The sequence below is a fragment of the Nocardia sp. NPDC052254 genome, from assembly GCF_040679495.1.
GTDB lineage: Bacteria > Actinomycetota > Actinomycetes > Mycobacteriales > Mycobacteriaceae > Nocardia.
On sequence record NZ_JBFAUW010000006.1, the window covers coordinates 422,256 to 448,616 of the forward strand.

A 26,361-nucleotide genomic window follows, 5' to 3' on the forward strand; every position below is an offset into this window, starting at 1 on the left:
CGGTGGGAAGCTCGAAGCAACCGCACGTGTCGACTCCGGGAAGTGATGAGACATGGCCGACAAAGCGAGCAACGGCGCCAGAGGCAATTCCGTGGGCAGAGTGCCCGAGGCGGAGCGGCCCGACGGAATCCGCAATGTGGTTCTCGTCGGGCACACCGGTTCGGGTAAGACCACGGTGGTGGAGGCGCTGGCCATGGCGGCCGGTGCCCTCACCCGGTCCGGGCGGGTGGAGGACGGCACCTGTCTCTCGGACTACGACGACATCGAACAGCGTCAGCATCGCTCGGTGCAGTTGTCGGTGGTACCGGTGGCCTGGAACGGGATCAAGATCAATCTGATCGATACACCGGGATACGCCGATTTCCTCGGCGAGCTCAGGGCCGGTCTACGAGCCGCGGACGCGGCCCTTTTCATTGTCTCGGCCGCGGCGGGCGCCGAGGGTGTGGACGGTCAGACCCTGGCATTGTGGGAGGAGTGCGCGCGGGTGGGTATGCCGCGCGCTCTGGTGGTCACCCATCTCGATGCCGTCCGCGCCGATTTCGATCTGATGGCCCGGACGTGCGCCGCGCTGCTGGGCAACGGCGACTCCGATGCCGTACTCCCCCTGCAACTCCCGGTGCACGGCGCCAAGGGGGCCGACGGGCACCGCCCCGTCACCGGTCTGATCGATCTGCTCACCGAGCAGATCTTCGACTACTCCGCCGGAGAGCACACCCGCACCGACGCGACCGCCGAACAAGCCACGCTGATCGAGACGGCCCGCGACCGGCTCATCGAGGGCATCATCGCCGAGAGCGAGGACGAGACCCTGATGGACCGCTACCTCGAGGGGCAGCCCATCGATCTGGCCACCCTGACCGCGGATCTCGAGCGCGCGGTGGCCACCGATCGCTTCCATCCGATCCTGATCGCCGCGCCACCGCCGGAAGGTGCCCGCGCCGGATTGGGGATGGTCGAGATTCTGGAACTGATCACGCGCGGTTTCCCCACCCCGGCCGAGCACGCGGTGTCGGCGCGCTGCCCGTCCAACGGTGCCGCACCGGCGGCGCTGTCGTGCGATCCGGGCGCGCCCCTGGCCGCGGAGGTCATCCGCACGGCCTCGGATCCCTATGTCGGCCGGGTCTCGCTGGTGCGGGTGTTCTCCGGCACGCTGCACGCCGACGACACCGTGCACATCCACGGCCACGGCAGCGCGGCCGGTAACGGCGCGCACGATCTCGACGAGCGGATCGGGTCGGTCACCGCACCGTTCGGCAAACAGCAGTTCCCGCTGAGCCAGGCCATCGCCGGGGATATCGCCTATGTCACCAAACTCGGTCATGCCGAGACCGGGGATACGGTGTCGGCCAAGGATTCTCCGCTGCTGATCGAACCGTGGCCGCTGCCCGAACCACTGTTACCGGTGGCCGTGCGCGCGCACGGCAAGGCCGACGAAGACAAGCTGTCGCAGGGCCTGGCGCGGCTGGTCGCCGAGGATCCGACGGTACGGCTGGAACAGAATCCGCGCACCCACCAGCTGGTGCTGTGGTGTCTCGGGGAGGCGCACCGCGATGTGGCGCTCGAGCGGTTGCGGTCGCGCTTCGGCGTACACGTCGATGTCGACGAATACCGGGTGGCGCTGCGAGAGACTTTCGGCGGCAAGGCCTCCGGGCACGGGCGGCATGTGAAGCAGTCGGGTGGGCACGGCCAGTACGCGATCTGCGATATCGAGGTCGAACCCCTGCCGGAGGGTTCCGGAATCGAATTCGCCGACAAAGTGGTCGGCGGTGCGGTGCCCCGCCAGTTCATCAGCTCGGTCGAGAAGGGCGTGCGGGCCCAGGCCGAGCGCGGGGTGTCGGCCGGATATCCACTGGTCGATGTGCGCGTGACCCTGCTCGACGGCAAGGCGCATTCGGTCGATTCCTCCGATGCCGCCTTCCAGACCGCCGGCGCGCTGGCCCTGCGGGAGGCAGCCGCGGCCACCCGGATCGCCCTGCTCGAACCGATCGCCGAGGTGGAGGTGACCGTCGCCGACGAGTACGTGGGCACGGTGCTGGGTGATCTGTCCGGCCGCCGCGGCCGGGTCCTGGGCACCGCACCGGCGAGCTCCGGTCGCACGAGCATCCGGGCCGAGGTCCCGGAGCTGGAGCTGCGCCGCTACGCCATCGACCTGCGGTCGTTGTCGCACGGCGGGGCACAGTTCACCAGAACCTATATCCGGCACGAGTCCGCACCCGCCCAGGTGGCACAGGATCTGCGCGACCGGGTCGGCAGCGGAGTGTGAGCACCGCGCCGTAGCCGGCGAGCTTCGGCGGGCGATCGGCAGGCCGGACCCATCCCGCGCGGGATATGTCCGGCCCGACCACTATTCTGGGAGTCATGGCAGCAGGTAAGGGCGGCACACCGTCGAAGGAAGCGAAGGCCGCGGCGAAGGCGGCGCGCCGGCAGGCGTCGAAGGAGCGGCGTCAGCAGCTCTGGCAGACGTTCCAGATGGTGCGCAAGGAAGACAAACTGCTGCTGCCGCTGATGATCGGCGCACTCGTCGTCATCACCGTGGTGTTGTTCGGCATCGGTTTCCTGTTCGACCTGCAGTGGTTCCTGCTTCCGGTCGGCATTCTGGTCGGCGCGCTGGTCGCGTTCATCATCTTCGGCCGCCGGGTGCAGAAGAACGTGTACACCAAGGCCGAGGGCCAGGCCGGCGCGGCCTGGTGGGTGCTGGACAATTTGCAGGGCAAGTGGCGCGCCACCCAGGCGGTCGCGGCCACCACCCAGCTCGACGCCGTGCATCGCGTCATCGGCCTGCCGGGCGTCGTCCTGGTCGCCGAGGGCTCCCCGCAGCGGGTGAAATCGCTACTGGCGCAGGAGAAGAAGAAGACCGCGCGGCTGGTCGGCGACACCCCGATCTACGACATCGTCATCGGCAACGACGAGGGCCAGGTGCCGCTGAAGGGACTGCAGCGCCACCTCACCAAGCTGCCCCGCAACATCGACGCCAAGCGGATGGACCTCATCGAGGGCCGCCTCACCGCTCTGGCGACCCGCGGTGGCCCGGCCATGCCGAAGGGCCCGCTGCCGGCCGGCGCCAAGATGCGCGGTGTCCAGCGCACCATTCGCCGTCGCTGAGATACCCACCGCCGCACCGCTTCACGAACTGCCGCCGCCCGCACCCGCGGGCGGCGGCAGTTTTTCGTCGGATGGTGGACAGGACGCCACGCGCTCCCTAAAGTTCGAATATAGGACTCAGTATCCTGAATTTCGGACACCCGGCAGGAGAAGCGATGCCGTACTACCGAGCCGTCGGCGAACTCCCGCGGCAACGCCACACCATCCACACCCGCGCCGACGGCACACCGACCTTCGAGGAGTTCATCGGCGAGGAGGGTTTCTCGGGAACCAGCTCGCTGCTCTACCACCGCCGGGTCCCCTCGGCGCTGGTCGACGCCCGGGACTGGGATCTCGGCGACCAGGCGCTGAGCGCCAACACTCCGCTGCTACCGCGACATTTCCACCCGCCGGACCTGTTCGCGGAGGCGACGGGCGGTGACGCCGTCCGGCACCGGCGGCCGATCCTGGCCAATGCCGATGTGCGGATCTCCTATGTGGTCGCGGACCGGCCGTCCCCGCTCTACAGCAACGGCATCGGCGACGAGGTGCTGTTCGTCGAATCCGGCGCGGCGGTCCTGGAGAGCGTCTTCGGCCGGATCGAGGTACGCCAGGGCGACAATGTCGTCGTCCCGCGGGTGACGGTGCATCGCTGGCTGCCCGATCCGGCGGCCGGGCCCCTGCGACTGCTGTGCGTCGAGGCCGCGGGCCACGTCCAGCCGCCGGACAGGCATCGCACCCGCTACGGCCAATTCCTGGAGAGCTCCCCGATCACCGAACGCGATCTGCGCGGACCGGACGGCCCGCTACTGGCCGGCGAAGAACTGGTGGACGCCGATACCGAGGTCTACGTCCGCCATCGCACCGCCTCGGGTGCGCACGGCACGATCGTCGTCTACGACCACCACCCCTTCGATGTCGTCGGGTGGGACGGTCATCTGTATCCGTACGCCCTGAACTACCGTGATTTCGCACCGGTGGTCGGCGCGGTGCTGCAACCGCCACCGACCTATCAGGTCTTCCAGGGGCCGGGATTCGTGGTGTGCAACTTCGTCCCGCGCCCACTGGAATTCGCGCCCGGCGCGATCAAGGTGCCCTACTACCACGCCAATGTCGACTCCGACGAGGTGATGTTCTACTTCGCCGGGGAGACCGCCGCCCGCAAGGGTTCCGGCATCCGCACGGGTTCGGTGACCCTGCACCCGGCGGCCTACACCCACGGCCCGCGCCGCCGCGCCTACCTCGACTCCCCCGGCTTCACCGAACCGAACGAAATGGCCTTCATGGTCGACACCTTCCGTCCGCTGGAGGTTGCCGAGGGCGGGACCGCCTCCGATGTGCCCGGCTATCCGTGGAGCTGGTCGGACAAACCACACGCCGGACGGCCGGGGCGACGCCCGTAGCGCCCGTTCCATCCCACCGCGACAGGAGTCTGTGTGAGCGAACCATTCGAGCGGATCCCGGTGATCCTGCACAACGAGGACCAGCCGTCGATCCGGGAAACCTACGGCTTCACCGGCGGTCACGGTGTCGTCCTGGAGGGGCAGCTGTTGCGCCCACCGGGTGACCGCGGCGGCGACACCGTCTTCATCTTCCAGCATCCGACCTCGACGCTGAACCTGCTGCCCATGCCGACCGCGCTCGCGGCCTGCGGCCACCACGTGCTGTGCGCGGCGAGCCGGTATCCCAAGAACGACTCGGCACTGATCATGGAGAAGGTGGTACTCGACCTCGGTGCCTGGGTGCGGTGGGCGCGCGAGGTGGGCGGCTATCGGCGGGTGGTTCTGGTGGGCTGGTCCGGGGGTGGTTCGCTGTCGCTGCTCTATCAGGCCGAGGCACTCCATCCGACCATCACCCACACACCGGCCGGAGATCCGGTCGACGTGGTGGGCGCCGGACTGTCACCGGCCGACGGGGTGGTCTTCATCGCCGCCCATCTGTCACGCGCGGAAACGCTCACCGAGTGGATGGACCCGTCGGTGCTCGACGAGGCCGATCCGCGTCGCCGCGACCCGGCCTGGGACATCTACGCCGACGACGCACCGCGGCGCCCGCCCTTCGACCCGGATTTCGTCGCCGGTTTCCGCGAGGCGCAGCGGGCCCGAAACCGGCGCATCTCGGAGTGGGCGCTGGGACGGCTGGCCGAACTGCGCGCGGCGGGCGGGCCCGAACAGGAACAACCGTTTCTCGTCCACCGCACGATGTGCGATGTGCGCTGGATCGATCCGGCGGTCGACCCCAACGACCGCAAGCCGGACCGGTGCTATCTGGGTGATCCGCGCACCGCGAATGTCGGCCCGGTCGGCTTGGCGCGCTACACCACCCTGCGGTCGTGGCTGAGCCAGTGGAGTCTGGAGCATTCGGTGGCGGGCGGGGCTCGCAACGCCGCGCGGATCGACAAGGGCCCGGTGCTGCAGATCGAGAACTCCGCCGACGACGCGGTTCCGGCCACGCACAACCCGATCGTGCGCGACGCCCTGGCCACCCCTGACCGGACCTATCGGGTGATCTCGGGCGCCACGCACTACTACGTCGGGCAGCCGGACCACCTGCGCACCTGTGTCGAGCACGTCGAACAATGGGCCGCCGAGCGGGAGCTGATCAGCATGCCGCCGACGTAGGATCTGGCCATGCCGGCCCCCGACACTTCACAAACCCTCAGCCGCGGACTCGATGTGCTGAAGGTGCTCGCGAGCAGTCCGCACCCCCGCACGCCCGCGCAGCTGGCGACGGAACTGGGGTTGTCCCGCACGATCATCTACCGGCTGGTCGGCACACTGGTCGAGCACGGCCTGGTCCGACGCGGCGCGGACGGGGCCGTAGGCATCTCCGTCGGTGCGCTGATCCTCACCCGCAATGTGCTCGGCTCGGTGCGCGAGGCGACCCGCGACATCCTCGAGGATCTGGCCCGCGAGGCGGAGGCGACGGCGCATTTCTGCGTTGCCGACGGCGACGACGTGCTCGCGGTCGCCGTCGTGGAGCCGCCGTTCACCACCTTTCACGTCGCCTACCGGGTGGGCGCTCGCACCCGACGCGGCCAGGGCGCACTCGGCGAGGCGATCGAGGCGGCGGCGCGCGGCCAGGGCGGGCTCTTCGAAAGTGAGGGGCAGCTGGTGGCCGGCGCGCACGGTGTCGTCGCCGCGCTGCCGGGTCTGCCGGGTCCCCCGGCGGCGGTCGGCGTGGTCACGCTGGTCGGCCAGGAGACTCCCGCGATGGCCGACGCCGTGCGCCGGGCCGCCGACCGGCTGCGTACAGCCCTCGAATAGCCGATACCCCAGCCATATTCGTCCGATAATCGGATAAGTCTTCACAATAAACGGTCGCGGCGTTAGCCTGCTCACACTCTCGTTCAGTTCGTCAGGAGCAGCCGTGTCCGACTACACCACCACCGCCCATGCCGACGGAGCGCGGCCGCCGACCACTCTGCCCCCGCGAGATCTCTGGATCGGCGGACGCTGGCGCGCGGCCCGCGGCGGCGCCACCTACCGTTCGGAGAACCCGGCCACCGGTGAATTCATCTGCGATGTCGCCGAAGCCGCGCCCGCGGATGTGGATGATGCCGTGCGCGCCGCCCAGGACGCCTTCGACAACAGCGGCTGGAAGGAGATGGGCGGCGCCGAACGCGGCCGGATCCTGTTCCGCGCCGCCGATCTGATCGAGGAGCAGACCCGGTACCTGTCCGCACTCGAGACACTCGAGGTCGGAAAGCTCTACAAGGACGGCGTTTTCGGCGACATCCCGGCGACGCTGGCGACCTTCCGCTACTACGCCGGCTACGCCGACAAACTGCACGGCTCGACGGTGGCGCTACCCGATTACGCGGGCCGGCACCGGCTCAACTACACGCTGCGCGAGCCGCTCGGGGTGGTCGGCGCGATCACCCCGTGGAACAACCCGATCGTGGTCGCGGGCTGGAAGGTCGCACCGGCACTGGCCGCGGGCAACACCGTGGTGATCAAACCGCCGGAGGACGCGGCGCTGTCGATCCTGCGGCTCGCGGAGATCCTGGCCGAGGCGGGCGTTCCGGACGGTGTGTTCAATGTGGTGCCCGGCCGCGGCGAGACCACCGGCGCGGCCCTGGCCGGCCACCCCGGGCTGGCGAAGCTCAGCTTCACCGGCAGCCCGGAGGTCGGCGCCCTGCTCGGGTCCCACGCCGGTGGCCGGTTCCGCAAGCTGACCCTCGAGCTGGGCGGTAAGAATCCGCAGATCGTGTTCCCCGATGCCGATCTCGACCGCGCCCTGCCGTTCGTCGCGGTCGGCAATTTCCTGCATCAGGGCCAGGTCTGCGCGGCCGGAACCCGGGTGTACGTCCACGACAGCCTGGCCGAGGAGCTCACCACGCGATTGGCCGCCCACGCCGAATCCCTCACTCTCGGTGACCCGTTCGACGCCGAGGTGAGCATGGGCCCGGTGATCAACCGGCAGCAGCACGACCGCATCGGCGGCTATCTCGGGCTCGGCGTCACCGAGGGCGCACGGCTCGTGACCGGCGGCGCACTGGCCGAACGGACCGGATATTTCGTCGAGCCGACGGTGTTCGTGGGCCGTCAGGAGCACCGCATCGCCCGGGAGGAGATCTTCGGCCCGGTCGCCACGATCATTCCGTTCAGCGATACCGACGAGGTGCTCGCTCTCGCCAACGACTCCCACTTCGGTCTCAACGCCATCGTCTACACCGAGGATCTGCACACCGCCCAGACCGCCGCCCGCGAATTGCGGGTGGGCAATGTGTGGATCAATGCCTTCGGCATTCCCGATATGACCACACCGTGGGGCGGGCAGGGTGGCAGTGGCATCGGCCGCGAACTCGGCCCGGCCGGAATCGAGGCCTACACCGAGGAGAAGACCGTGCAGATGATGTTCTGAGCGGTCATGGGCGTGCGATGTCGCTCTCCAGCGCCGCCAGCGCCCGATCGTCCAGGCGGATGCCGGCCACCGCGACATTCTGTTCCAGGTGTTCGACCTGGCGGGTCCCCGGAATCAGCAGGATGTGCGGATCGTGCGCCAGCAACCAGGCCAACCCGATCTGGCTCGGCGTGCGGTCGTATCGCGCCGCGATATCGCGCACCACCGCTTGCTCGCCCACCTTCGGATGCCCGGGGAAGCCGGATCCCAACGGGAAGAACGGCACGAAAGCGATCCCGCGGGAGGCACATTCGGCGAGCAGTGGCTCCTCGCCGCGATCGAGCAGGTTGTACAGGTTCTGCACGCAGACGATCCCCGCCGGCGCGGCCCGCACCAGCTGGTCCACCGTCACCGAGCTCAACCCGATCGCTCCGATCTTGCCCTCGTCGCGCAGCGCGATCAGTTCGGCGAGCTGATCGTCGAGGTCGACGACCTGATCACCGGTGGCGACGATGCCGGGTGGCGCGTCCACCCGGCGCAGATTCACCACATCGAGCCGCTCGGCGCCCAGCGCGGCCAGATCCGCCTCCACCGATGCGCGCAGTTGCGCGGGTTGCTGCGCCGCCACGAGCCTGCCGTCGACATGTGCGGCGCCGACCTTGTCGACCAGCATCAGATCCTCGCCATAGGGATGCAGCGCTTCGCGAATCAGCGCGTTCACCGACCCACCGCCGTAGAACCCCGCGGTGTCGATGTGGTCGACGCCCAATTCCCTGGCGCGGCGCAGCACCGCGACGCCGTCGCCGTCGGATTCCAGCTGCATCGCGCCGTAACCGATCCGCCCGACGGGCTGCCCGGCGAGTACGCCGTCTTGCGATTGCCTCATGTGTGGCTCCTGGTTGATCTCGACTACTCTCGACGGTAAGCGGAGGATCCTCCGCTTACCGTCGATGATACACAGAAACGGAGGATCCTCCGCTTTGTCCGCACAACCGGGCGGCCGCCGCGATGCCCAACGCAACCGGCAACGCCTCCTCGACGCCGCCCTCACGGCATTCACCGGGGATTCGCCCACGGTCAGCCTGGAATCGATCGCGAAATCGGCCGGAGTGGGAATCGGCACGCTCTACCGGCACTTCCCGTCCCGGGAAGCACTCGTCGAGGCCGTCTACCGCAGCGAACTGGAACAGCTCTGCGATCAGGTCGGCGATCTGCTCACCGAGCAGCCGCCGGATCAGGCGTTGCGGACATGGCTGGGCCGCTACGCCGATTTCGTCGCGACCAAACGCGGAATGGCCGAGGCACTACGCGAGGTCATCGCGTCGGGCGCGGTCACCTCGGCGCAGACCCGGGAACGCCTCAGCGCGGCGATCGGTCACATCATCGCCGCGGGCACGCCGGCGGAACTGCTACGTTCCGACATCTCCGCGCAGGACGTGACCGCGGCGATGGCCGGCGCCACGCTGGCCGGAATCGACCGCGAGCAGATCGATCGGCTACTGGATCTGCTCGTCGACGGCCTGCGTCCGCCGCGATGACATCGGCCGAGGCCGATGACATCGGCCGAGGCCGACAACTCTCAGCTGTGGGCAGCGTAGATCGCCTGTGCCAGTTCGGATTTCAGTGCCTGGAATTCCGGCGTCGCGGTCACCGTGAGATCGCGAACCGTATCCGGACCGTCGCCCGGCAGGTCGATGCGCCGGTCGACGATCACCCGGCCGGGCCGGGCGCTCATCACCAGTACGCGAGTGGACAGGAACGCCGCCTCCTCCACCGAATGCGTCACGAACACAATGGTTTTGCCCGCATCCCGCCACAGCCGCAGCAGTTCGACCTGGAGTCGTTCACGGGTCAGCTGATCGAGCGCTCCGAACGGTTCGTCCATGAGCACGATGCGCGGATCGTTGATCAGGACCCGGGCGATCTGGGCCCGCTGCTGCATACCGCCGGACAGTTCGTAGGGCCTCTTGTCGCCGAATTCGCCGAGGCCGACGAGCCGCAACAGTCGCTGCGCCTCGGCACGACGCGTCTTCTTGTCCACGCCAAGGCATTTCGGGCCGAATTCGACATTGCCACGCACCGACAGCCATGGATACAGCGTCGGCGCCTGGAACACCACCCCGCGCTCGGGACTCGGCCCGGCGACCGGGTCGTCGCCGACGAGCACGGTTCCCGCGCTGGGTTCGATGAAGCCGCCGAGCAATTGGAGCAGGGTGGTCTTCCCGCACCCCGAGGGCCCGACGACACTCACGAACTCACCGGGTTCGATGACCAGATCCGTGTGCGACAACGCCACCGTGTCATCGGCGTAGGTCTTCGACACCGCGCGCAGCACGACCCGATCGCGAAGCGCCGCCGCGGTGCTCATCGGGCACCTCCCACGGTCGCCGCCGCCTGCGCGTAGACGGCGTCGTGGTATCGCCGCGGCGCGGCCAGGCCCTGGATCTGCCCCTGGCCGAGCAGGAACTGGGCGGTGCTGCGCAGATCCGCGCCGAGTTGCCCACCCAGATAGGCGGGGCCGGCCTGGGTGGCGGCATCGGGATAGGTGTATCCGGCCAACTGTCTGCGCGCCGCGTCGACATCGGTCCCGAGCTGAGCGGCGACATGGGTGGCCGCGCCCTGCGGATCGCTGATCAACTGGTGGACGGCCCAGTTCTGCACTGCCGTCCATACGGTGAGGAATGCCGGGTTCGCGGCCACGAAGTCCGACCGCGCACCTTCGAGGTCGAAGGTCGGTGCGCCCGCCGCCGCGGTATCCGCCGCGCTGTTCACCACGTGCCCGCCGCGCCGCAGTTCGCCCAGTGTCGGATCCCAGATGAACGCGGCATCGACACCGCTGTCCTTCCACGCGGCGAGAATCGCGTCGGGTTGCAGATTCACCAGCGTCACATCATGTTCGATACCGGCCGCGTGCAGGGCGGCGAGCAGACTGTAGTGCGAGGTGCTCGCGAACGGCACCGCGATCTTCTTCCCGCGCAGCCCAGCCACGGTGGTGATCGCCGGATCCTTCACGATCAGCGATTCGGCCGGACCGATCACGTCATGAATCCAGATGGCCCGCACATCGAGGTTCAGTGGTGCCGATATCGCGCGGGCCGCCGCCGCACTGCCGAGCAGGCCCAGGTCGAGGGATCCGGCACCGAAAGCCTGGATGACCGTGGCACCCGAATCGAACTTCGACCAGGTGATCTTCGCCTCCGGCAGGCATGTTTCCAGCAGCCCGGTGTCCTTGACGATCAGATCACCGTTGGCGATGTTCTGATATCCGATGCGCACCGCACCGGTGACACCGTCGTTCGGCGCCACCGGGCAGTCGAGTGCGGGGCCCAGCGCCCGCGACCGGTCGCCACGCCCGGATTCGACGCATCCGGTCAGTGCCAGGACGAGCACGGCGGCCACCGCCGACGCCACGAAACTCCGCTTCACGCCCTGCCCTTCCATGGCACCAGAGCCGCACCGGCCCACTTGATCGCCGCGTCGAGCGCCACCGCGGTGACACCGATGACGATGACGCACGCCAAGGTCAGCGAGGTATTCAACTGCTGACCGGACAGATACGCCAGCCCACCGATGCCGGGAATGCCGTTGTTGAGCTCGGCGGCCACCACCGTGGTCCAGGCGAATCCAACGGCCACCCGCACCCCGCCGATCACCTCGGGCAGGGTCGACGGGAACAGCACCCGGGTGACGACCTGCAGCCGCCCCGCCCCCAGTGACCGCGCCGCGTCGACCCGGTCCCGCGGCACCGCCTGGACTCCGGCGAGGGTCGCGATGACCATCGGCGGAAAGGCCGCCAGGAACAGCAGCCAGTCCTTGGACGTGTCGCCGATGCCGAACCACACGATGAGCAGGCCGATATATCCCAGCGGGGGCAACATGCGCAGGAAGTTCAGATACGGCTCCACGATCGCGCTGATCACCCGGGAGCTACCCAGCAGGAATCCGACCGGAGGTCCCAGCACGACCGCGGCCCCGGCGCCCACGGCGATGCGCTGCAGACTCGCGACCAAGTGCTCCCACAGGAAATAGTTCTGCTCGCCCTGCACCTCGCGCGGGACACCGGGAGCGATCCGATGCCAGCTGTTGGCCCGCACGAAGGCGTCCCAGACCGCACGCGGACCCGGCAGGAACTGCGCGTCGACCAGTTGTGCGGCGCTGACCACCCACCACACGATCAGCAGCACCAGCAGCGATGCCACTCGCACCGCGAGGCCGCGCACACGCGGCCCGCCCAGGCGAAGCGCACGCGACTTGCGCGGCGACACGAACGCATCGTCGCTCAGAGCGACGGTCGAGGGCGGCGTCACGGCGAGGGGTCGTCCTGTCTGTCTCGGGATCCACGATCCCGAGCGGAGACCGTCCCGCCCGATCCTGACCGGTGCCGGCCCGCCGGTCGAGGGTCGCGATCACCGTGATCGCAATACGCCCTACCGCGCCCGGACCAGCGCCGTCCCGGTGGCCCGGTCGTGCATACCGCGGCGGTCACCGTCGGTGAACAGCGCCGGGACCACGAAGGTCAGCAAGGCCTGGCGGGCGATCGCCCGGACGAAACCGACCGGCACCGGGGCATCGATCCGGATGGTGCGCATACCGAGGAAGTATTGCCCCGGGGTGAAGCCGAACAGCATCACCGTCACCATGCCGACGACGAACCAGACCAGATAGGTGACGGTATTGAGCGATCCGGCACCGTGCACGATCAGCGCGGCGATACCCATCGCGATGAAGTAGTCGACGAACAACGCCACGATGCGCCGTGACATGGGCGCCAGCGAACCCGCACCCGTCTCGGGCAGGCCGAGCAATTTCCCCGGATAGTCGTCGGGCCCCGGCCCATCGGGTCGGGCCGAGTCGGGGCCGGACAGCCAGGAACCGGAAATTCGCGCCATGCTGCCAGCTTAGGCGCGGCGACGGTGAGGATTACGTCACACCCACACCTCGCACCGCCGGCACGAACCGGCGCGCTCACCCACCCGAACGGGCCGCCACCGCGCGCTTCGGCCGCCACTTCCCGCGGCCCGGCACGGCCGCGAAACACCGCGTCCGGCACGGTCGCCAAAGCGGTTGCGGCCGGGAAACTCTCGACCACAACGACATCTACCAGCCACGACCCGCGATCCTTGTGTCCGCGCGCCGAGACCGTGATGGCAGGATAAGTGTGCTGGTCGAGCACCGCAGCGCACCACCGCCGTTGCGGTGCGGAGCACGGGGACGCCGCCACCCGGTCCAGCAGCACGTGTAACACTGGCGAAACACAGCCTTGATTGCGGGGAAACACCGCATCCATACCGTTCAGCGCTGAACCCAGCAATCGGCACAGGCTGGGAACCGATCCGTAAGGAGTACAAGTGGCGTTCAGTACGGCCGACGAGGTCATCCAGTTCATCAAGGAGGAGAACGTCGAGTACATCGACGTACGCTTCTCGGATCTCCCTGGTGTTCAGCAGCACTTCTCGATCCCGGCGAAGTCCTTCACCGCCGACCTGGCCGAAGAGGGCCTGGCGTTCGACGGCTCCTCCGTGCGCGGTTTCCAGTCGATCGACGAGTCGGACATGCTGCTGCTGCCCGACTACACCACCGCCCGGATCGACCCGTTCCGTGCCGCGAAGACGCTGAACCTGAACTTCTTCGTGCACGACCCGTTCACCCGTGAGGCCTACTCCCGCGATCCGCGCAACATCGCGCGCAAGGCGGAGGAGTACCTGCGCTCGACCGGTATCGCCGACACCGCCTTCTTCGGCGCCGAGGCCGAGTTCTACATCTTCGACGGCATCCGCTACGGCTCGGCCATGAACGGCTCGTTCTACGAGATCGAGTCCATCTCCGGTTCCTGGAACACCGGCGAGGAGTTCAACCCCGACGGCACCCGCAACCTCGGTTACAAGGTCCGTAACAAGGGTGGCTACTTCCCCGTCGCCCCCTACGACCACTACGTCGACCTGCGCGACAAGATCTCGACCAACCTGCAGAACGCGGGCTTCGAGCTCGAGCGCGGTCACCACGAGGTCGGCACCGCCGGTCAGGCCGAGATCAACTACAAGTTCGGCACCCTGCTGTCGGCCGCCGACGACCTGCAGCTGTTCAAGTACATCGTGAAGAACACCGCCTGGCAGGAGGGCAAGTCGGTCACCTTCATGCCGAAGCCGCTGTTCGGCGACAACGGCTCGGGCATGCACGTGCACCAGTCGCTGTGGAAGGACGGCAAGCCGCTGTTCCACGACGAGGCCGGCTACGGCGGCCTGTCGGATCTGGCGCGGCACTACATCGGCGGCATCCTGCACCACGCCCCGTCGCTGCTGGCGTTCACCAACCCGACGATCAACTCGTACCACCGTCTGGTGCCGGGCTACGAGGCCCCCATCAACCTGGTGTACTCGCAGCGCAACCGCTCGGCCGCGGTCCGCATCCCGGTCACCGGCAACAACCCGAAGGCCAAGCGCATCGAGTTCCGCGCGCCCGACTCCTCGGGTAACCCGTACCTGGCCTTCGCCGCCATGATGATGGCCGGCCTGGACGGCATCAAGAAGAAGATCGAGCCGAAGGCCCCGGTCGACAAGGACCTCTACGAGCTCCCGCCGGAGGAGGCCAAGAACATCCCGCAGGCCCCCACCTCGCTGGCGTCGGTCATCGACCGCCTCGAGGGCGACCACGAGTACCTCACCGAGGGCAACGTCTTCACCGACGACCTCATCGAGACCTGGATTCAGCTCAAGCGCGACAACGAGATCGCGCCGGTCAACCTGCGTCCGCACCCCTACGAGTTCGAGCTGTACTACGACGTGTAAGTCGTTGTAGGACATACGTTCTCACGGAGCCCCGGCCGAATTCGGCCGGGGCTCCGGACGTTTCGCTACAAAGCTGGCCTCTATACAGAATGTCAAAGGAGGCACTTCCCTGCGTTTCCCACTCCGCTTCCGCGACTGTCGCTGCGGCCAGCAAGTGGACCGGCGATACGGCGGCGCCGAGGAATACGTCATCATCGACAACGACGATCAGTGGGTCGGTTTCGGCTGGCACATCCGCGGTGACGGCTTTCCCATGTCACAACCACCGCACACCTCCTCCGGCCGCAAGGCGGTTCGCCGTCTCCAGCCATGGAGACCTTCCTGAGCCCGGTTCTGAATCCCGTCAGATGGAAGAGCCATGGTCATGCCTCCGCGCCGCCCGCACCGCGCGACTCCTCAGCCAGGACGACCTCGCCCGAGCGCTCCGCGATGCGGGATGTGCGAGCGCCACCAAACGGCTTGTACAGCGATGGGAATCGGGGGCAACGACCAACCCCCCGCCCCTCCCACGCCAGGGCTCTCGAACAGGTCATGCGACTTCCGATCGAGCAGAGTAGAGGCGATGGCGAGCACGAAATTCACCAAGTGGGACGAGGTGAAGGCGAAGGCGCGGCAGGCAGACCCGCGCAGCGATGCACAGCGCGCAAGCGACTGCGGCCACGCACACGAACGCCACGAGGCATACGTCGCGACGCTCGGCGGATAGGTGGACTTCGTTGTTACGTCGGGCGACCGCACCTGGAAGGTCGCATAGTTACCCGCAGGCCGGTGAATGCTGTTGGGAGAACCGGGCCAGGGATTCACAGGCCCAGCCGCGAGACAGCAACCACATTCCGTCTCGGGCGGTCAGCATGATGATCAAGGGACCGGTGTCGTTCTGCACCGACATCGTGCTGGTGGCGGCCATCATCCCGCTCCCGAGGTCGGTGGTTCGGTCGACTCGCAGTGAGATGCCTTGGGAGCGATAGGCATCGGAGATCGCGGCGGGTAGGCCGGGGTCTACGTCGGTGCCATCGATGGGTAGTGGCGGAATCGCCGGATTCGCAGCGGGGTCGAGGACGGCCATCAGGCGGGGGGTCAGCTCGGCGGGAGACGGAATCGGCGGCGACGGCGATGCGGAGGTCGGCGTTGGGGGCAGTGTGCTCGGGTACAAGCTGTTCACGATACGAGCGAAGATGGTGTAAGCCGAGATGGAGAACCCTTGCTTCCAGGTTGTCGCCTGGTTGATCAGGACCGCCACGCTCACCCCCCGGTCGGGCAGCGCCATGACCATCGAGCTGTAACCGGGCATCCCACCGTTGTGGCCGACCCACGATCCCAGCTTCCACAACCCTAGCCCGTATCCGGCATCGTTCATCGGGGTGAACGCCGAGCGGGATCGGAAGCTCTGCGGCGTCAGCAGATCGCCGCGATCCAGTTTCAGGACGTACTGCCCCATGTCACCGACCGTCGACACCATGGCCCCGGCCGCGCCAGCCGCCTCCGGACCGGCGAACGACGTCACGTCCACCAGTTTGCCCTCGTCATAGCTGTAGCCGCGGCTGGCGGGAGCGAGAAGTGCGGCGCCGAGGGGGTATTCGGTATCGGGCAGACCATGGTCGGCCGCCACGGAGTTCAGCACGTCGCGCACGGGGCGTCCGGTGACCTTCTCGAGGACGATGCCGAGCAGGAAGTATTCGGAGTTCGAGTACACGGTCCGGATATTCGGCGGCTGGGCCCGCTTCGGATGCGAGCGAATCACCCGCAGGGCGCTTTCCCGGTCGTAGACCTGTCCCGCAGGCTTCCCGATGTTGTATCCCCGATACGACGGGTCTGTGGTGAAGTCGTAGACCCCACCGCGCATCCCCAGCAGATCGTGCAGCGTGATGACATCTCCGTTGGGAATCCCGTCGACATACCGCGAGAGATGGTCGTCGAGCGACAGCTTGCCCTGATCCGCGAGTCGCAGCGCAGCTGTCGCGGTGAATGTCTTGGTGATACTCGCGATCCGATAGTGGTCGCGCACATCCGCCGGCCTGCCGGTGCCGACATCAGCCACCCCGTAGGCGCGTGCGTAGGTCCCGCGCTGGGGATCGATGATCGATATCGCCGCACCCGGTATCAGCCCGGCGGCGATACTCGATTCGGCGATGCGATCCACCCCCTGCGCCACATCACCGGGAAAGCTCGGCGCCTCGGCACCGTTCCCGCAGGCGGCGAGGGCCAACGACACCGCGACGACCAGCGCCGCGACAGCGCGTAATCGCTTGCCACTTCGATGTTTTCGCAACATCCATTCCCCCACCGCCGCACGGCCTTCTGCGCGCGACGATACCGGAATCCGGCGACGGCGGGCGGTCACAGATGCGGGTGGCTGCCCAGCGAGGCCGTGTAGATCGCGGGATGTCCGTGTGCCGCCTCGAGATTGCGGCGCTCCTGATCGGTCAGGGTGTGGCGGGCCACCGCACGGCGGGCGCGGGCGCGCAAACCCCGCAGTACCGAAACGTGAACCATGATCGGCTCCCTCCTCCCCCGTCCCGTGATTGGAAGTGGAACACCATTCTTCCACCGGTCGACCGGGATTTCATCGAAGTGGCACACGCCTTGCGAAACCCTGGACACGATGAGAGGATTCCTATGCAATCTTCTCATCGTGTCCAGGGGTCAAAGGAGATCACCGCATGACCGCGTCAGTCGCACGGACCGAGCACACCTCGAACGAGCTCGGTCCCCGGCAGCCGATCCAGCCCGGAACCCGGATGTGGGACCAGGTCGGGCTGATCACCTTCTCCCTCACCGCAGGTTCCGCTTTCCTGCTACAGACCATGGAACCGACGATCTCCGCGGTCGTCGACGAGCACTCCACCTTCCGCACCGACCCGATGGGCCGGGCCATGCGCAGCCTCGCTGCCGTGATGACCTGGACCTACGGCGGTGAGGAGGCGGTGGCCGAGGCGGAGCGACTGCGCCACATGCACGCCTCGCTGAATACCGTCGACGAGAACGGCAAGAAACATTCCGCCCTGGCGTCGGGCCCGTGGGCGTGGGTTCTGCACACCGGAACGTTCGCTTTCACCGAGGGCTCGAAGTACTTCAGCACCGGCACCCTGACCGATGCCGAGAAGAATCAGTACTACCAGGAGGTCCTGCAGCTGCAGCGGATGTTCTCGGTGGCCCCCAAACAGATGCCGGCGACCTACGCCGACTTCGAGGTCTTCTTCGCCGACACCGTCGAGAACCACCTGGTCGCCACCGATACCGCCCGCGACTATCTGAAGACCATCCGCAATGTCCGGGCCCCGAAGTCGCTGCCCACACCGCTGATCCCGCTGTGGAATCTGGTGGCCTCGCCGGTGGGCCGGATGCAGTACTTCTGCACGGTCGGCACCACACCCGAACCGGCCCGCCGGAAACTGGGTCTGACCTGGAGCGCGGCGGATGAACGCAAGCTGCGGATCCTCGGCTGGCTGCTGGCGCGACTGGTCCCGCTGCTGCCCGAGCGGATTCGCTACTTCCCCATCGCCTACGAGGCCCGCAAGCTCGAACGCGACCGCGCGCGCCTGCGCAAGGTGATCGACCTGCGGCCCATCTGAGCCGGATCGGCCCCCTGGCAGGCGGGCGGCCCGGGTGGCGGGGCAGACTCGACAATCGATGACCGCGACGAATCAGATCATCAGCGATATCGACGACCGGACCGCCGAGCGCCTGGCCGCCGCACTGCGCTGCGCCACCGTCTCCCGCGACGACGCCGAACCCGACACGGCCGAATTCGACCGGTTGGCAAGCCATCTCGAAACCTGTTTCCCGCTGGTGCATTCCCGGCTGGAACTGGAGCGGTTCGGCCACAGCCGGCTGTACCGGTGGCCGGGCACCGGAACCGGTACGGCGGCGGTGCTGCTCGCCCACCAGGATGTGGTGCCCGTCGACGACGAGCAGCGCTGGACCCATCCCCCGTTCGCGGGCGTGGTGGACGGCGAATTCGTCTGGGGCCGTGGCGCGATCGACGACAAGAGCCGGCTGATGGCGATCCTCGAGGCCGTCGAGTCCCTGCTCGCCGAGGGCCGCCGCCCGCGCCGCACCATCTACCTCGCATTCGGGCACGATGAAGAGGTCTTCGGGCAGGTCGGCGCCGCCCGGATGGCCGAACGGCTGCGGGAACTGCGGGTGCACGCCGATCTCCTGCTCGACGAGGGCGGCGTGATCACCACCGGCGTCGCCGACGGCGCCACCACACCCGTCGCCTCCATCATGCTCGGTGAAAAAGGCTGGGCCACCATCCGATTGCGGACGGTCGACGTCGGCGGCCACTCCTCGATGCCCGGCCGCGAAACCGCCGTCGGCCGGATGGCACGCGCGGTGGCACGGCTGCAGGATCGGCCGATGCCGCTGCGCATGACACCGGTGATCGCCGACATGCTCGCCCGCATGCGTCCGGCCATGTCCGAACCACGACGGTCGGCGCTGCGGCTGCTGCCGGTCGCGAGTGGTGTCGTCACCCGGCTGATGGCGGCGCGTCCGCAGACCGAGGCCATGGTCCGCACCACCACCGCACCCACCGTGATCCGCGGCGGCGTGAAGGCCAATGTGCTGCCGCAGAGCGCCGAGGCATTGGTGAATTTCCGTATCCTGCCGGGCGATTCGGTCGACGATGTCCTGCGGCACTGCCGGCGGGTGATCGCCGATCCAGGGGTCTCGGTGGAGGTGGTGGGCGCGGCATCGGAACCTTCGCACATCGCCGGACCCGGACCGGCTTTCGATCTGATCGCCGGCCTCGCTCGCGCGCTGGTGCCCGAGGCGGTGGTCACCACCGGAATCGTGCCCGGCGCCACCGATTCCCGCCACTACGACAGCCTGGCCGGAACCCGCTGCAATTTCGCGCCGATCGTCGTCGACGCGGCGGATCTCGAACGTATCCACGGCACCGACGAACGGCTCTCACGCACCAACTACGCGCGGTTGATCGAGTTCAATCGACGATTGCTCGCGCACTACACCCGCCCCGGCGGCTGATGCCGGCAATGCCGGGGTCCGCCGCTAGGCTCAGCGGGTGCGAGCTACAGCAACGTTCACCGTCAAATCCTTCGTCCCCACGGATGTGCTTCCCGACCCGGACATCCCGACCGCCACCCCGGTCGGAATCGCCCGGCTGGAAAAGCATTTCGAGGGCGAGGCGGTCGGACGGTCGGCCACGCTGTTCACCGCGGCCTTCGACCAGTTCACCGGCAAGGGCACCTACGTGGCGATGGAGTCGTTCGAAGGTTCGCTGAACGGGCTCGCCGGAACCTTCAACTTCGCGCATTCGGCCACCACGACCGGCACCGACCGCAGCGCGGAATTCTTCACGATCGTGCCGTCGAGCGGTACCGGGGAACTCAACGAGATCACCGGCACCGGCGGAATGGCGGTCGACACCGACGGCACCCATCGCATCTGGTTCGACTACGACCTGGGGTGAGATCCCGGGGTCGCGCCACGCGGCACCGCCGAGACGTATCCTTCCGGCCCGCCGTGCGCGACAATGACGCACGGCGCCGGCACCGCGGCGCGGACAGAGCGACGATGACCGGCAATCGCGCAGCTGGTCGTCGGTGCGACCGGGTGCGGGTGTCCCGCCAGACGCAGGAGGCAACGATGACGACCGGCGATACCGGAGAATTCGACGCGCGCGGCGGACAGGTCTTCTGGCGGGCCTGGCTTCCCGAGGGGCCCGTACGCGCTGTCGTGGTACTGGTGCACGGCGTCGCCGAGCACTCCGGCCGCTACGATCACGTGGGTAAACGCCTGGCGGACAGCGGTTTCGCGGTGTACGCGTTCGACCACATCGGCCACGGCCGGTCCGCGGGCGGGTCCGCGAACATCGAATCGCTCGACGCCGCGGCCGACAATGTGAACACCATGCTGGCCATCGCGAGCGCGAAACACCCGGATTTGCCGCGCTTCATACTCGGCCACAGTATGGGCAGTCTGATCACGCTGTATCTCGCGACCCGGGCGCCGGTGGACGTCACCGGGATCGCGGTCTCGGCGCCACCGGTGGTGCTCGAGGCCGGTAATCCGATACAGCGGTTGCTGGCCCCGGTGCTGAGCCGATGGGCCCCGGGACTGGGTGTGCTGCAACTGGATTCGGCGATGATCAGCCGCGATCCGGAGGTGATCCGCGCCTACGATTCCGATCCGCTGGTCCATCGGGGCAAACTTCCCGCTCGGACGGCCACCGAGATTCTGCGGGGTGCGGAATTCGTCCTCGGCCATCTGGACGCGCTGCGGGTACCGACCCTGGTCATGCACGGTGGCGACGATGCGCTGGCAATTCCCACCGGCGCCGACCGCATCGAGGCCGGCGCGGCCGCGACCGATCTCACAGTGCTCCGCTATCCGGGCCTCTACCACGAGATCTTCAACGAACCGGAGCAGCAGCGGGTGCTCGATGACCTGGTGCGCTGGTTGGAGGAGCACACCGGCGCGCAGTAGCATCCGAAGATGAGCAATACCGACCAGGGGCGTATCGCGTTCATCCGGGCCAGCTGGCATCGATCCATCGTCACCCAGGCGTACGAGGGCTTCCTGGCCGAGTACGGCGACCTGGGGTATTCCGCCGAGACCGTCGAGGTCTTCGATGTGCCCGGCGCCTTCGAGATCCCGCTGCACGCCCAGCGCCTGGCACGCACCGGCCGGTACGACGCCGTGGTCGCAGCCGCCCTGGTCGTCGACGGTGGCATCTACCGGCACGACTTCGTCGCATCGGCGGTGATCGACGGGCTGATGCGCGTGCAGCTCGAGACCGACGTCCCGGTGTTCTCCGTGGTGCTGACCCCGCATCATTTCCACGAGCACCGCGAGCACGTGGACTATTTCACCGACCATCTACGCACCAAGGGCGCCGAGGCGGCCCGGGCCGCCGCGACCACCCTCAGCTCGCTGCGCACCCTGCCGACCGGCACCGCCTGATTCTCGCGCGGCACAGATCCACCGACGGGTGTGCGGCCGGGGACCGATCCCCGGCCGCGCCCGGCATCACTTGTAGTTGTTCAGGCAGGCGCCCTCGCCGTCGAGGACACCGCTGCGGAACGCGTCCAGCCGCTGATAGCCGCTGGGCACGACCTTGCCGTCGACATCGGCGGCGGCGAGCCCGTCGGCCAGCAGCCCCGATACCGCGGCATCCAGATCACCGGCGGTCAGGCGCGGATCACTGGCCGGATCGCTGAGTTCGGTGGTGATGGCACCGGTCAGGCAGGCGGTCCGCAGACCCGCCGTCTCCGGGCCCGTCAGCGACAGATTCCGGTCCTTCTCCACCGCCAGCGCGTACCGGGAGATGAACACCACGTAGGCGTTGTAGTTGCCGTCGACCACGGCGGACAGCGGTTCGTCGTCGCCGGCCTGCGCTCCCGCGCGCTTGGCCAGCTCCGGCACGTCGGTCCCGATCTTGTTCATCCACGGGCAGTACGAAACCGGTTCCACCGCTTTGTTCTTCACGCACAGCTTGACGATGCCGTCATAATCGAAGGCCGGCGGCTGGGCCAGCGGATAGATACGCCCCAGCGCCGCGGAGACCGCGGTGAGCCCGCCCTGGTCGACCGGCATCTGGTTCTCCTGATCGCCGGGTTCGAAGGTGGTCGGCAGCCCGCCGCGCCGCTCCTGGATCTCCTTCTTGTTGATGTTCTTGCACCCGGCCGTGCCATCGGACCAGCCGATCTGCACCGCGGTGACGCGTTCGAACGCCGAACCGTGCACATTCTTCGGGTTGTCGGGATCCTGGTCGCGCACCGCGACCGCCGCACCCAGCACGCCGTTGAGACCGTCGGTGGTGTTGAGCGTGAAGTGCGTGGACCCGCCCTCGGCCACATGCCGCAGGAAGACACCGGCGAAGCAGTCGGCCTGCTGTTCGAGCACGATGCCGGGGGTGAAGAAGCCGTTGAGCCGGGCCTGGTCCTGCAGCGAGTGACCGTACTCGTGCGCGAGCACCATCACCACGGCCATCTTCCCGTACTTGTCCGCGATCAACGGCAGCAGTTTGCCACGATCCCAGCCGACGGTCTTGTCGATCTTGCAGTAGGCGGCGTTCACCACCTTGTAGGTGTTCGAGCGGCAGAAGGTGACCGCTTGTTCCTTGGGGGCGTTGGCATCCCAGGAAATGAAGTGGTCGACCGGCGTGAAGGTGCCGGGGAAGTTCTTGCCGTACTCCGCTCCCCAGTAGTCCCGCAGATCCGACAACGTGTTGAGCGCCAGGCGATCCATTTCCCCGCCGTCACCGTTGTCGGCGCGCAGCGGGGCGTCGGGCACACCGGGCCGCGGGCCACTGGGCCCCGAAGCGCTGTTGGTCGCGGCACCACTGACCGCCCACGGATTGCCGCCGGTGGCGGCGACCTCCTGTGCCGCAGGGGTTTTCGCCTCACCACCGCAGCCGGCCACCGCCGCGCCGAGCACGAGCAGCCCGGCCACCGCGGCCAGCCGCAATCGCCTGTTGTTCCTCATCCGAATTCCTCCCCGATTCTGTGTCGGCGCCCGGAGGCGACGACGGTCCAGGATTCCGCACCGCGGCTCCCCCCGTCTCCCGAGCGCTCACATCGTAATCGGGCACCGGGCCGGATGCGCAACGTAGTGCGCCGGGACAGGAAGTGACGCGCACGACGTGGCGCACACACCCTCGATTCATCTACTATTTACTTACGTAGGCAGTAGATGCTCAACGGCGAGCAGAGAGGCCGATCCCATGCCCCGCATTCCTCGTATCTCCCTGACCCTTCCCGCCCTCGCGGCACTGGCCGTCGCAGGCCTGGGCTTCGCCGCCGCGCCGGCGGAGGCCGAAGAACGGCGGTCGTCCACCAAATCCACGACGGGTTGCCTGTGGGCCGGCACCGGCCACGCCACCGGCACCACCGTGGTCGCCGGCGGCCGTGACTACCTCTGCGCGGCAGACGATTCGGGGGCGCCCCGGTGGTCGGCCGGTGCACCGTCGCACCGCGCGGACACCGTCGCGAATCCGGGTTCGGCGACCGACCCCACCGATTCGTTCAGCCTCGGCGCCCGCCAGCCCGGCACCGCCTACAACGACTATTGCGTCGGCAATCAGCTCATCGAGGGCACCGACGACATCTACCAGGTGGTACGAGCCGCCGACGGCACGCTGTTCTGGCGGGCCGCCGAGCCGATCGAGGCCTGGTACTTCGACCGCGGAACCATTGCCCCGCAATCGACCTGGCGGACCTCCTCGCTGTGTTACGAGGGCAATCTGGCCTGAGCGACGCTGTCCGATCAGCCCTGTTTGCGATGCGGGACGAATTCCAGCGTCAGCAGGGCCACGGCGGTGAACACGATCTCACGCCAGCGGATGAGCACGAACCGCTGATTGCCGAAGGAGTTGAACTTACGCAGGAACCGATACAGCGACTCCAGCCGGATCAGCGGATCGAGCGTGCGGGCCAGCACATAGATGGCCTGTTTCGACCGCGAGCGCTCCTTGTCGGCGAACAGTTCGGGAAAGGCGGCGAACGCCAGCGAGATTCGCCGCACCTCGTGGTCGCGACCGTAGTCGACGAGATCGACGATCATCCGCTCGTCCAGGCCGTTGGGTGCGTCCTTGCGCCGCCACGGCACATCGAGGCTGAGTTCACTGCCGTTGTTGGAAGAACCGTAGCGCTGGAATCCGGCGACCCGGCCGTCGGCATCACGGGCGAGCACCACGTACATGCCCGGATGCCGGCCGTCGAGCAGATGATCGAGGATCATCGAGAAGCCTCGGGTCTGATGCCCGGTGCCCCATTCGTCGACGATGCCGAGCAGCGTCTCGCGCAGTTCCCGGTCCAGTTCGCGTTCCGGGATCACCTCGGTCTTCACCCCGAAGTTGCGGGTGCGGCTGACAGCCTGGCGCAGATTACGGTATTTGCGGCCGACCATGTCGAAGGAGCCGACATCGATCACCACGTCGCGGCCGATCGGTATCGCGCGCAGTCCGTGATGGTCGGCGGCGCGGGTGCGCCACAGTTCGGTCATCGCGGGGCTCGCGCCCAGTACGGCGACCCGCCAGCCGCGCCCCGCCGCGAATTCGGAGAATTCCGCGATCAGGGTGCCGAATTCGGCGCAGTTTCCGATCGGATCACCGGCGACCACCGCGATGCCGAAGCGTGCCCGGTAGCCGATCGCGGCGTTCGAATCGGTGCTGAAGTAGTAGGACTTCGCCGAGTGCAGGGCGAAGGGCGCCAGCGGATCCTCGACCGTGCGATCGACGAGCGCGGCGACCCGGTGCAGCTGATCGGGCTGGGCCCGAGAACCCTGCGGCAGCATGAGGATCAGTCCGGTGGAGGCCAGGCAGACGAAGCCGACCGTGGCGTGATCGCCGCGGTAGGCCACATTGGAGACCCCCAGCACGATCACCGCGACGGTGAAGTGCGGCAGTGTGATCGGGCGCCGCAGATGCAATCCGCGCGCGATGAACAGGCCCGACAGCGACATCGCCACGAACCAGCCGCGGTTGACACCCTCCCGGGAGGCGCGATCGGCCGCGTACAACAGCACGACACCGACCAGCAGCAGCACCACGATCAGCGGAACCCGCACCGCACGTGTCGGATTCAGCGCCGCGTGCCGATAGGTCCGATAACCGGTGAGGGCCACCGATTCGATTTCCGCCATCACGCTCTCCGTTCACATCGCGCGATACGGGTGTCGTCGAAGAGGTGGGCGCCTGACACGTCCACGAACATCCTCACCATGGTGGTCCTCCCGAATGGTCGCGTACCGATACAGTATGCGGAACGCTCGTTCCGTCTCGGCGGGGCCCCGGCGGACGCGCCGTGACGGTACGGCAGATCGGCCGTTGCACACCCGCGCGCATACGAACCGGCATCGGTAGCTCCCAATGAGACAGTGCTGGTAATCGGGGACACAGTCGCGACAACACAGCACACCTTCACATCAACCGATATCGCGTACAACCTGTTCCCCGCAACACCGTTATTCGGCGGCGCGGGGTGTGCGGCGGCTCGGCCTCACAGCTCCACATTCGACGGCCGCACCGTCGTCGCCCACCGTCGCATACCGGACAAGGAAGTCGTGACAACACACCATGTTGCTGGTCAAGACCGATTCGACGCTGCTTCGGCGCTCCCGGGAGTACCCCCTGCCACGGTCTTGCCGGACCGCAGGCGTGTTACTCCTGAGGCGGCTGTGACCGCGGAGGATCGCTGCGCGACAGATGTGTAGTTACCGAACCGATGCCTGATCGCGGGCGGGACAGAACAGATCGGTCACCCGCACGGCACAGTCGGAGCACCTCGAAGGCGACATCCGGATACGAGCCGACCCGGCACGCTCGAGTGGCTTTCGAGGTAGTGCCGCTGGGGGCGCTTCGCACGGCAACCGAGCCCCGAAGCACAAGCACATCCTCGAAGGCGAGGATCCCCGCCCGACGCGCCCCGGCACGCTGAAAGCGTTCCGGGGTAGTGCCGCTGGATGGGTCGCGCGGCGCGAGCCCCCAGCAAATGCATCCCCTGAGGCGGCCATGCCCACTCAACGCACCCCGGCACGACAAAAGCGTTTCCGAGGCAGTGCTCCCGGGTGGGTTGGCGGCCGTCTCGCCGTTCGGGTGCCGCTGCGTACGCGACGATGCAGGAAACTCATGCGCGGGGCGCGGGCGATGGGCAGCGCGTCGAAAACCCCGGCGGCCGTTTCGATC

General features: G+C 67.8%; 24 protein-coding genes. 15 read left to right on the forward strand and 9 right to left on the reverse strand.

Annotation, left to right across the window (positions count from 1 at the left end; genetic code table 11):
- Positions 1–52 precede the first annotated feature (52 nt).
- The 6 genes from AB0L57_RS18695 to AB0L57_RS18720 all read left to right on the forward strand — a co-directional run bounded on the left by AB0L57_RS18695 (position 53) and on the right by AB0L57_RS18720 (position 7,947).
- Positions 53–2,263 (forward strand): elongation factor G-like protein EF-G2, encoded by a 2,211-nt coding sequence (locus tag AB0L57_RS18695; RefSeq protein WP_364963376.1) that lies wholly within the window; start codon positions 53–55, stop codon positions 2,261–2,263.
- A gap of 95 nt (positions 2,264–2,358) precedes the next feature.
- Entirely contained in the window at positions 2,359–3,102 is a 744-nt protein-coding gene (locus tag AB0L57_RS18700; protein WP_364963379.1) for a DUF4191 domain-containing protein, read from the forward strand.
- A gap of 155 nt (positions 3,103–3,257) precedes the next feature.
- The gene (locus AB0L57_RS18705) at positions 3,258–4,484 is read left to right on the forward strand and encodes a homogentisate 1,2-dioxygenase domain-containing protein (RefSeq protein WP_364963382.1); all 1,227 of its coding nucleotides are present in this window, start codon (positions 3,258–3,260) and stop codon (positions 4,482–4,484) included.
- A 33-nt stretch (positions 4,485–4,517) separates the two neighbouring features.
- Positions 4,518–5,702 carry an alpha/beta hydrolase family protein gene (locus AB0L57_RS18710; protein WP_364963384.1) on the forward strand — a complete coding sequence of 395 codons (1,185 nt, stop codon included), beginning with the start codon at positions 4,518–4,520 and terminating at the stop codon, positions 5,700–5,702.
- A 9-nt stretch (positions 5,703–5,711) separates the two neighbouring features.
- Positions 5,712–6,347 (forward strand): helix-turn-helix domain-containing protein, encoded by a 636-nt coding sequence (locus AB0L57_RS18715; protein WP_364963387.1) that lies wholly within the window; start codon positions 5,712–5,714, stop codon positions 6,345–6,347.
- Positions 6,348–6,450: 103 nt separating this feature from the next.
- Complete coding sequence (locus tag AB0L57_RS18720; RefSeq protein ID WP_364963390.1) at positions 6,451–7,947, forward strand: aldehyde dehydrogenase family protein; 1,497 nt, start codon at positions 6,451–6,453, stop codon at positions 7,945–7,947.
- 4 nt (positions 7,948–7,951) lie between these two features.
- Here AB0L57_RS18720 and AB0L57_RS18725 read toward each other — a convergent pair whose 3' ends face one another.
- Positions 7,952–8,812, reverse strand: coding sequence for an aldo/keto reductase (locus AB0L57_RS18725; RefSeq protein WP_364963392.1), 861 nt, complete (start codon positions 8,810–8,812; stop codon positions 7,952–7,954).
- Between the two features lie 94 nt (positions 8,813–8,906).
- Here AB0L57_RS18725 and AB0L57_RS18730 point away from each other — a divergent pair, with 94 nt between their 5' ends.
- Positions 8,907–9,464 carry a TetR/AcrR family transcriptional regulator gene (locus AB0L57_RS18730; RefSeq protein WP_364963395.1) on the forward strand — a complete coding sequence of 186 codons (558 nt, stop codon included), beginning with the start codon at positions 8,907–8,909 and terminating at the stop codon, positions 9,462–9,464.
- A gap of 41 nt (positions 9,465–9,505) precedes the next feature.
- On the opposite strand, the gene AB0L57_RS18735 is transcribed toward AB0L57_RS18730, so the two are convergent.
- The 4 genes from AB0L57_RS18735 to AB0L57_RS18750 all read right to left on the reverse strand — a co-directional run bounded on the left by AB0L57_RS18735 (position 9,506) and on the right by AB0L57_RS18750 (position 12,815).
- Positions 9,506–10,294, reverse strand: a complete 789-nt coding sequence (locus tag AB0L57_RS18735) for an ABC transporter ATP-binding protein (protein ID WP_364963398.1) — start codon at positions 10,292–10,294, stop codon at positions 9,506–9,508.
- Positions 10,291–11,352 carry an ABC transporter substrate-binding protein gene (locus tag AB0L57_RS18740; protein WP_364963401.1) on the reverse strand — a complete coding sequence of 354 codons (1,062 nt, stop codon included), beginning with the start codon at positions 11,350–11,352 and terminating at the stop codon, positions 10,291–10,293. Before AB0L57_RS18740 ends, AB0L57_RS18735 begins: the two co-directional genes overlap by 4 nt.
- Positions 11,349–12,161, reverse strand: a complete 813-nt coding sequence (locus tag AB0L57_RS18745) for an ABC transporter permease (protein WP_364963512.1) — start codon at positions 12,159–12,161, stop codon at positions 11,349–11,351. The genes AB0L57_RS18740 and AB0L57_RS18745 overlap by 4 nt, the downstream gene beginning before the upstream one ends.
- 192 nt (positions 12,162–12,353) lie before the next feature.
- Positions 12,354–12,815, reverse strand: a complete 462-nt coding sequence (locus tag AB0L57_RS18750; protein ID WP_364963403.1) for an RDD family protein — start codon at positions 12,813–12,815, stop codon at positions 12,354–12,356.
- Positions 12,816–13,274: 459 nt separating this feature from the next.
- Between AB0L57_RS18750 and glnA the strand changes: the two genes are divergently transcribed.
- Together glnA and AB0L57_RS18760 are read left to right on the forward strand one after the other, a co-directional pair.
- A complete protein-coding gene (glnA, locus tag AB0L57_RS18755) occupies positions 13,275–14,711 on the forward strand; it encodes a type I glutamate--ammonia ligase (protein ID WP_364963406.1) in 1,437 nt (478 codons plus the stop codon).
- Positions 14,712–15,273: 562 nt separating this feature from the next.
- Positions 15,274–15,417, forward strand: a complete 144-nt coding sequence (locus tag AB0L57_RS18760; RefSeq protein ID WP_364963409.1) for a hypothetical protein — start codon at positions 15,274–15,276, stop codon at positions 15,415–15,417.
- 48 nt (positions 15,418–15,465) lie between these two features.
- On the opposite strand, the gene AB0L57_RS18765 is transcribed toward AB0L57_RS18760, so the two are convergent.
- Together AB0L57_RS18765 and AB0L57_RS18770 are read right to left on the reverse strand one after the other, a co-directional pair.
- Positions 15,466–16,980: a serine hydrolase domain-containing protein gene (locus tag AB0L57_RS18765; protein WP_364963413.1), complete on the reverse strand. Its 1,515-nt coding sequence runs from the start codon at positions 16,978–16,980 to the stop codon at positions 15,466–15,468.
- Positions 16,981–17,048: 68 nt separating this feature from the next.
- On the reverse strand, positions 17,049–17,204 hold the full coding sequence (locus tag AB0L57_RS18770) for a hypothetical protein (RefSeq protein WP_364963415.1): 156 nt from the start codon (positions 17,202–17,204) through the stop codon (positions 17,049–17,051).
- A 167-nt stretch (positions 17,205–17,371) separates the two neighbouring features.
- Here AB0L57_RS18770 and AB0L57_RS18775 point away from each other — a divergent pair, with 167 nt between their 5' ends.
- From AB0L57_RS18775 to AB0L57_RS18795, 5 genes are all read left to right on the forward strand, one after another.
- On the forward strand, positions 17,372–18,283 hold the full coding sequence (locus AB0L57_RS18775) for an oxygenase MpaB family protein (RefSeq protein ID WP_364963418.1): 912 nt from the start codon (positions 17,372–17,374) through the stop codon (positions 18,281–18,283).
- 58 nt (positions 18,284–18,341) lie between these two features.
- Positions 18,342–19,700: a M20/M25/M40 family metallo-hydrolase gene (locus AB0L57_RS18780; RefSeq protein WP_364963421.1), complete on the forward strand. Its 1,359-nt coding sequence runs from the start codon at positions 18,342–18,344 to the stop codon at positions 19,698–19,700.
- 37 nt (positions 19,701–19,737) lie between these two features.
- Complete coding sequence (locus AB0L57_RS18785) at positions 19,738–20,145, forward strand: DUF3224 domain-containing protein (protein WP_364963423.1); 408 nt, start codon at positions 19,738–19,740, stop codon at positions 20,143–20,145.
- Between the two features lie 176 nt (positions 20,146–20,321).
- The gene (locus AB0L57_RS18790; RefSeq protein ID WP_364963426.1) at positions 20,322–21,161 is read left to right on the forward strand and encodes a lysophospholipase; all 840 of its coding nucleotides are present in this window, start codon (positions 20,322–20,324) and stop codon (positions 21,159–21,161) included.
- Between the two features lie 9 nt (positions 21,162–21,170).
- Positions 21,171–21,638, forward strand: coding sequence for a 6,7-dimethyl-8-ribityllumazine synthase (locus AB0L57_RS18795; protein WP_364963428.1), 468 nt, complete (start codon positions 21,171–21,173; stop codon positions 21,636–21,638).
- 66 nt (positions 21,639–21,704) lie between these two features.
- Here AB0L57_RS18795 and AB0L57_RS18800 read toward each other — a convergent pair whose 3' ends face one another.
- On the reverse strand, positions 21,705–23,162 hold the full coding sequence (locus AB0L57_RS18800) for a metallopeptidase (RefSeq protein WP_364963430.1): 1,458 nt from the start codon (positions 23,160–23,162) through the stop codon (positions 21,705–21,707).
- Between the two features lie 238 nt (positions 23,163–23,400).
- On the opposite strand from AB0L57_RS18800, the gene AB0L57_RS18805 reads away from it, so the two are divergent.
- A complete protein-coding gene (locus tag AB0L57_RS18805; protein WP_364963432.1) occupies positions 23,401–23,928 on the forward strand; it encodes a hypothetical protein in 528 nt (175 codons plus the stop codon).
- Between the two features lie 14 nt (positions 23,929–23,942).
- Here the strand turns inward: AB0L57_RS18805 and AB0L57_RS18810 are convergent, their stop codons facing one another.
- Positions 23,943–25,319, reverse strand: coding sequence for a phosphatidylglycerol lysyltransferase domain-containing protein (locus AB0L57_RS18810; RefSeq protein ID WP_364963435.1), 1,377 nt, complete (start codon positions 25,317–25,319; stop codon positions 23,943–23,945).
- Positions 25,320–26,361 lie beyond the last annotated feature (1,042 nt).